The sequence below is a fragment of the Aquiflexum sp. genome, assembly GCF_977115555.1.
Genome location: NZ_CDSBKL010000195.1, coordinates 1 through 7,640 on the forward strand (window position 1 = coordinate 1; position 7,640 = coordinate 7,640).

At 39.6% G+C, this 7,640-nt stretch carries 7 protein-coding genes; all 7 read left to right on the top strand.

From position 1 onward, the window contains the following. Positions 1 to 284 precede the first annotated feature (284 nt). The gene (gene aqpZ / locus ACZFYI_RS12280) at positions 285 to 971 is read left to right on the top strand and encodes an aquaporin Z (protein WP_462524425.1); all 687 of its coding nucleotides are present in this window, start codon (positions 285 to 287) and stop codon (positions 969 to 971) included. 620 nt (positions 972 to 1,591) lie between these two features. Continuing rightward, positions 1,592 to 2,137, top strand: coding sequence for an SOUL family heme-binding protein (locus ACZFYI_RS12285; protein WP_462524426.1), 546 nt, complete (start codon positions 1,592 to 1,594; stop codon positions 2,135 to 2,137). Between the two features lie 175 nt (positions 2,138 to 2,312). Next, positions 2,313 to 2,837, top strand: coding sequence for a hypothetical protein (locus ACZFYI_RS12290; protein WP_462524427.1), 525 nt, complete (start codon positions 2,313 to 2,315; stop codon positions 2,835 to 2,837). Between the two features lie 34 nt (positions 2,838 to 2,871). Next, positions 2,872 to 3,186 carry an HPF/RaiA family ribosome-associated protein gene (locus ACZFYI_RS12295; protein WP_462524428.1) on the top strand — a complete coding sequence of 105 codons (315 nt, stop codon included), beginning with the start codon at positions 2,872 to 2,874 and terminating at the stop codon, positions 3,184 to 3,186. A gap of 224 nt (positions 3,187 to 3,410) precedes the next feature. After that, on the top strand, positions 3,411 to 3,851 hold the full coding sequence (locus ACZFYI_RS12300; protein WP_462524429.1) for a hypothetical protein: 441 nt from the start codon (positions 3,411 to 3,413) through the stop codon (positions 3,849 to 3,851). Positions 3,852 to 3,943: 92 nt separating this feature from the next. Beyond that, positions 3,944 to 6,355: a phosphoenolpyruvate synthase gene (ppsA, locus tag ACZFYI_RS12305; protein ID WP_462524430.1), complete on the top strand. Its 2,412-nt coding sequence runs from the start codon at positions 3,944 to 3,946 to the stop codon at positions 6,353 to 6,355. Between the two features lie 525 nt (positions 6,356 to 6,880). Continuing rightward, a partial coding sequence (locus ACZFYI_RS12310; protein ID WP_462524431.1) for a sulfatase-like hydrolase/transferase occupies positions 6,881 to 7,640 on the top strand: 760 nt, incomplete at its 3' end.

The window sequence follows — 7,640 nt, forward strand, 5'->3', positions numbered from 1 at the left end:
GAGGGAATATCAGATTCACTTTCAAAATGAGAGAAATAGATCACTACATTTCATCTTTTTTCATTCTTTTATTTTTTTTTGTTGGTCAATACAAAAAATTAAATAAAAATATAACATAGAAACACAAAACAAAATGTAGGTTTTTTTGCAGTATGCAATTGAAATATGTATTTTAGTAAGGTTTACCTGCGTAGCATAATTTGTTTTTGTATTTCTTCCGCAAAACACACCAAACATGTGAAAGAATCTTACTTGAAGTATTTATAAACTAAAATGAAAAATCTATGAAAAAATTAGTGGCAGAGTTTATCGGGACCTTATGGTTAGTTTTAGGAGGTTGTGGTAGTGCTGTATTGGCAGCATCTTATCCAGAGCTCGGAATTGGATTTGTCGGAGTGGCGATTGCATTTGGATTAACGGTGGTCTCTATGGCCTATGCCATCGGGCATATTTCTGGTTGCCATCTGAACCCTGCTGTTTCTATCGGACTTTGGGCCGGCGGTCGCTTTGATAAAAAAGAGCTTCTCCCCTACATTTCAGCCCAGGTATTAGGGGGCATTGCAGGTGCTGGAATCTTGTATCTGATTGCTTCAGGAAAATCAGGTTTCGAGTTGGGTGGCTTTGCAGCTAACGGGTATGGTGAGCATTCTCCTGATGGATATAACATGCTTGCTGCCCTTGTTACTGAGGTTGTAATGACATTCATGTTTTTAATTGTGATTCTTGGAGCTACTCATCCAAAAGCCCCAAATGGATTTGCAGGCCTCGCAATAGGTCTTGCTTTAACTCTGATACATCTTATCAGTATTCCTGTAACAAATACTTCTGTAAACCCTGCTAGAAGTACAAGCCAAGCGTTATTTGTCGGAGATTGGGCCATGGGCCAATTGTGGTTGTTTTGGGTAGCACCTATTGTAGGGGCTATTTTGGCAGGAATAGTTTATAAAATGATTTCACCAAATAATGAATAATAGTAACTGTTGATTTTTTTATCAGTAATGGCAGGCCAAGCGGCGAGTTATAGATTTTTCATCCATGAAAACTTCTTATCGGATAGACTTTCTAAACTCTCCTGACCTGCCATTACTCTTCTTACTTTTCGTCAGATTTTCCAAAAACCCCGGCTATACAATCCGAATTCATGGTTTTTCATTTTTCCTTTTAAAGATTGTATTCTAATCCAAAACAATTAAAATAAGCTCCATATTTCATACCCACTTCATTCAATTTTTTTCAGCAATAGAGAAAGGAATCCTTTAATGACTTATAAAACCCTAAAAACCTTCCCAAAAATTATATAACAATCCTTTGAAATTGTGTAAGGTTTTAGAAATGAATAGGGACCAACTTTATACTGGTACGTAAATTAATTCTCAGCGCAATTAATTCCAACTTGGAAAATAAGAAGAAAATCCTGCCAAAAATTTGTCTTGGTGAAAGTTTTGGTTGAAGAATATTACCCTGAATTCACCAAGTTCTTGGACGAAAACCAATGCTGAAATTGCAAAGAAATTCTGGTCGCTTTAAAATCTTACAAACGATTTCAACTGTCGCTATCGGCATATTCATCATTTTTCAAATATATACTACCATGTCAAGCAGTAAAACAGAAACCCAAGGTTACAAGGTGATTCAGAAAGAAAAACTGTTTGAAATAAGGTATTATCCTGCTGCTATCATGGCCAAAATCACGTCGACTTCAAAGTCTTACCGCGATTTGGGCTATTCCGGATTTGGTAAATTGGCAAAATATATTTTTGGAGGCAACAGCGAGAAGAAACAAATAGCCATGACCTCGCCTGTCCATATGGATATTGGTGATTCGATATCAACCATGGCATTTGTGATGCCTTCTAATTTCAAAAAAGATGATTTACCAAAACCGGACAATGCTGAAATAGTCATTGAAACCTCAGAACCTGAATATGCGGCTGTCATAACATTCGGTGGTTTTTCATCTACCAAAAGAATAAAGAAATACCGAGGCAAGCTTGAAAAAGCTTTAAAGGAAAAAGGACTTACCTACTACGGAAATTTTCGCTATCTGGGTTATAATCCTCCTTATCAGCTTTTCGGCAGAAGAAATGAAGTCATCGTAGCCTTGAATGCGGATAACTTTATCAATCATGATCGATAAAAAAACAAAGCGCATTTCTCCCAATCATATTCCTTAATGTGCCAATAATCACTGCCAATAAAATTTAGAAATCGTAATATAGATATCAAAGAAGAAGGGAATCATGTAATGATGTTTCCATTTTTATAAAGCAATGTTCAAAAGATAAAGTGAACCATCTTAAAGCAACCATAGCATGAAAACAGCAGCAGAATTGGAAAAAGATATCGTCAATATCACGATGAAAATGCAAAAGGAATTTCCGGAATTATCAAAATACATCAAGGAAATGCCCTCTGATTTTTCAGGAAAGGGTGATGATGAAATAAATATTAAAAGTCTGAAAGAATACCACAACTCTTTAGTGGGGATGTTTGAAAAGTATTCAAAAACTCATGAACCTAAAAAACCAAAAGTTGGCTCGAAGTCCGTAAAGCTGGAGGGATATCCACTCTACCCACCTTCAGAGGATATTTATGCCCAAGGGAAAAAAGAAATGAAACTAAACCCGAGTGATCTTTCAAAAAACAAAGCTCCGAATGAAGATGTGGGATCAATGAATGAAAAGGATTTTGCAGTGGACATGTCGGGCGATGATTTGGATGTTCCCGGATCAGAATTGGACGACCAACAAGAAAGTGTAGGGAGTGAGGATGAAGAGAACAACTATTACAGCTTGGGTGGAGACAACCATAATGACCTGGATGAAGATAAGGGTTGAAAAAAATTACACAACATTTAAAAAACATTTAAAAATGATAATCCAGTTTAATACAGACAAAACCATCAATGGTGATGTAAAACATCAGGAGTTTTTCTCTGATCAAATCGAAAATGAACTTGATAGATTCCGGTCTCATATTACGAGGATCGAAGTTCATCTAACCGACCAAAACGGTAAAAAAGAAGGCATTAATGACATACGGTGTTTATTGGAAGCAAGAATCGAAGGCAGGAAACCCATTGCTGTTTCAGATCAGGCAGACACCGTCGAACAGGCAGTATCTGGAGCTATTGATAAACTGAAAGCTGCTTTAGGCACCATCATGAGTCGGTTAAAAGATCATTAAAAAAATCTTGTAATAACCGTTTCGAAAGTTTTCATATCAAAAATAAAGGAAAATGAAAACAGATAAGAAACTAGGTATTTGGATGGATCATTCAAGTACCTATTAAATCAATTGAAATACCTCAGTAAGGATGAGAAGTTAGTATCTGAGGATTACGGTTTGGTATATCCTGTAACTGAAAAAGCGATTAAAGAAAAACTGTTCTAATTAAAAATAAAGCCACTATGACCATCAAATTCAATTACCTAAGCCCAGGGGAATATAAATTGCTTCTCAAATTCCCCGTCTATGTTTCCTTGCTCGCAGCGAATACAGATGGGAAATTGGATGATACCGAAAAACATTCAGCCATTGAGTTTGCCCATGTCAAAACCTACTCCTCTGATCCCCTATTGGCTGATTTCTTCAAAGAAGTCAATGGGAATTTTGAAAGAAACCTGAAGGAACTAAACAACTCACTTCCTCAGGGAAAAGCCAAGAGAGATGTTGCCATCAAAGCTGAATTAAACAACATCGAAAGCATTGTGTCAAAATTAGGACCCAAAAACAAAGCTGTTTTCCATCAAAGCATGAAAACATTTAAAGAGCATATTTCCCGGGCGCATCATAATATCCTCGTTGATTTACTATTTCCGATACCGATCGCAGGCTTATCCGATTATTAAAAAAGGAAGGCACTTGTATGTGATCTCTTTGGCATATAAGCAGAAAGTAGATCACAAGTAGAAAAAATGGGAAGCTTAATTCAAAAATCAATATGAAACAGATAAAAAACTTTTCAGAAATACAATTAAAGGATATCGATCTCGTAGGCGGAAAAAATTCTTCCTTGGGAGAAATGTTTTCAGAACTGTCCTCCAAAGGAATAAAAGTACCCGATGGTTTTGCAGTGACAAGTAAAGGTTATTGGAGTTTCCTCAATGAAAACAAACTCGTACCCAAACTGACGGCTATTCTTTCAGAATTGGACTTGAAAACATTTAGGAACCTTTCTGAGATTGGATCAAAAACCAGGCAACTCCTGCTCGATGCCACTTTCCCAAAAGAATTGAGTGAGGAGATAACAGCTTCATACAAACAATTGGAAAAGCGTGCTGGAAGCCCGGTTTCTTTAGCGGTGCGTAGCAGTGCAACAGCCGAGGATTTACCCAATGCAAGTTTTGCAGGTCAGCAGGAATCTTATCTCAATGTGCAGGGCGAGGAAAACCTGATTGCAGCCTGCCACCGTTGCTATGCGTCACTTTTCACCGACAGAGCCATAAAATACCGGGTCGACAATGGTTTTGACCACATGAAAGTTGCCTTATCCATAGGCGTACAGATCATGGTCAGGTCTGATAAAGCCTGTGCAGGTGTCATGTTTACGCTCGATCCGGATACGGGATTTGATAAGGTGGCACTTATTTCCGGGGCTTGGGGTCTAGGTGAAAATGTGGTGCAGGGAAGCGTAAACACCGATGAGTTTTTGGTTTATAAATCATTTATCGGAAAAGTAAATCAACCCATTATCTCTAGAAAATTGGGTAGTAAGGCTAAAACAATGGTGTATGCGGACAAAAAAATGGCTGAGATCCAGAAACCGGAAGATGCCATCATCAATCTCGATACCTCTCCTGAAAACAGACAAAAGTATATCCTCAATGATGAAGAAGTAATCCAATTGGCAAAGTGGGCAGTTATTATCCAAGAGCATTACGAGCGGCACATGGACATTGAGTGGGCAAAAGATGGCGACACCAATGAAATATTTATCGTTCAGGCCCGCCCGGAAACCGTGCACAGCCAAAATAAAAACAAGAGCCAATTCAAAGAATATCAAATCAAAGAAAAAGGGAAATTGATCTGTCAAGGAATAGGCTTAGGAAACCGTATCACTTCAGGTATTGCAAGGCGATTGGATTCCCCAAAGAATATTGACAAACTGAATAAGGGCGAAATTCTGGTTACAGGAAGAACCGATCCTGATTGGGATCCCATACTCAAAAAAGCAGCGGGAATAATTACCGATCAGGGCGGCAGAACTTCGCATGCGGCGATTGTTGCACGGGAAGTAGGTGCAGTCGCGATTGTCGGATCCGGCAATGCCACCAAAGTAATTAAAGACGGTCAAGTTGTGACCATCTCCACTGCCGAGGGAGACACCGGTTTTGTGTATGAAGGCAAAGGCACATGGGATGAACAGGAGATTGACACCTCCAAAATTGAAATGCCTAAAACCAAGATCATGCTCATTTTGGCTGATCCTGACAGGGCTTTCCGGTATTCCTTATTCCCAAATAATGGGGTGGGACTGATGCGTATGGAATTTATCATCAACAATACGATCAAGATTCACCCGATGGCTTTGCATCATTTTGACCAATTGAAAGATGCGACTGTAAAAAAGGAAATTGAATCCCTCACCCATCATTATCCCAACAAAAAGGACTATTTCATCCACAAATTAGCCGAGGCCACTGCAACGATTGCCGCTGCTTTTTATCCCAAAGATGTAATCGTAAGAATGAGTGATTTCAAATCAAATGAATATGCGAATCTACTTGGTGGAAAGCAATTTGAACCTGATGAACAAAACCCAATGATCGGTTTCAGAGGAGCCTCACGGTATTATCATCCTTTATACAAAGATGCTTTTGTGATGGAATGCGAAGCGATGAAAATGGTGCGGGAGAAAATGGGATTTTCCAATGTAAAACTGATGCTGCCATTTGTGAGAACGGTGAATGAAGCCACCAAGGTCAGTGAGCTTATGAAGGAAAATGGATTGGTAAGGGGTAAAAAGGATCTGGAACTGTACATGATGGTGGAGATTCCAAGCAATGCTTTGCAAGCCGAGGAGTTTGCCAAACATTTTGATGGCTTTTCCATTGGTTCCAATGACCTGACCCAATTAACCCTTGGGGCCGACCGGGATTCGGAATTGCTCAGCGACATCTTCTCCCCTTTTGATCCTGCCGTGATGCAGTTGATCCGCATGTCTATCGAAAAAGCAAAAGCAGCAGGCGTCAAAATCGGCTTATGTGGTCAGGCACCAAGCGACTACCCTGAGTATTCGCAGTTTTTGGTCGATTGCGGTATTGACAGTATTTCCTTCAACCCGGATGCATTGTTAAAGGGCATTTCAAATATGCATCAGGCGGAAAGTAAAAACCTGGCTGACAATAATTGAATCATGCCTGATTTATTTATTGTAAGAAGTACATTTCAATCTCCTGCCAAGAAATTTATTGAAGTACCATTATACCGGAATTATTGTGGAATAGCATAAAAAATAACATGTGTATCCGGATTGTTGCACATACCCGACAAATTCCCAAATTTTCAACCTAAAACTGAGCCTTATATGTTCGAGGTGGGGAGGAATGACGGCGGACCGGGCCGGCATAGGCCTTGTGCGTGGATAGGATTCCGCCGTCTTGTCCCGATATTTATCGGGATTGGCTACTTTTTTTGCCAAAAAAAAAAGTAGCTATAAAAATAACGACTCAATTTACTGTAACGTAAAGAACATCTTTTAGGAGAATTCATCCAGATACTCATTAAAAATAACTTCCGGATGGGCCCTTTCTTTGAACCTTGGACTCACCAACAGATCATCCAAAACTGATTTTCAATTTTCTTGGGAATGCCATATTCATGGGACATTATGGCTCTTTTTTTATTAGATTTAAAAGACCAAGCTAAACCCATTCCTTTGAAAACATCATTTATTTTTCTACTCTTATGTTTAAGTTCGGTGGTTTTTGCGCAGCAAAAGAAACCCAATCTCATTTTTATTCTTACCGATGATCAGCGATGGGATGCCCTTGGATACTCAGGAAATGAGCTGATTCAGACTCCTGAGATGGACCGGTTGGCACGGGAAGGGGTATATTTCAAGAATGCATTTGTAACCACACCTATCTGTGCAGCGAGCCGGGCGAGTATTCTTACCGGACTCTATGAGCGCACACACGGTTATACTTTTGGGCAGACGCTTCAGGAAAAATATGCTGAAAAATCCTATCCGATTCTGCTGAGGGAAGCAGGATATGAAACTGCATTCTTTGGAAAATTCGGGATAAATTATCCGGGTTTTGAGAAATTGTTTGACATAGGAGATGATTACGATCGCAATACAAGGTATCCCGACTATCGGGGATATTTCTATAAAACCATTGATGGTGATACTGTCCATCTCACCAAATACACTTCGCATCAAGCACAGGAATTTATCAAGAACCAGTCTGCGGATCGACCTTTTGCCTTATCTTTGAGTTTTTCCGCACCCCATGCCCACGACCCTGCTGAGGACCAATATTTTTGGTCGGAGGAAGTCGATGACTTGTATCGTGATGTCACCTTTCCGGATCCGCTGCTGAAGGAAGAAAAATATTTCCTCGCCCAGCCTGATTATGTCCGAACAGGTGAGAACAGGACCCGTTGGCATTGGCGCTACGATACACCGGAGAAAT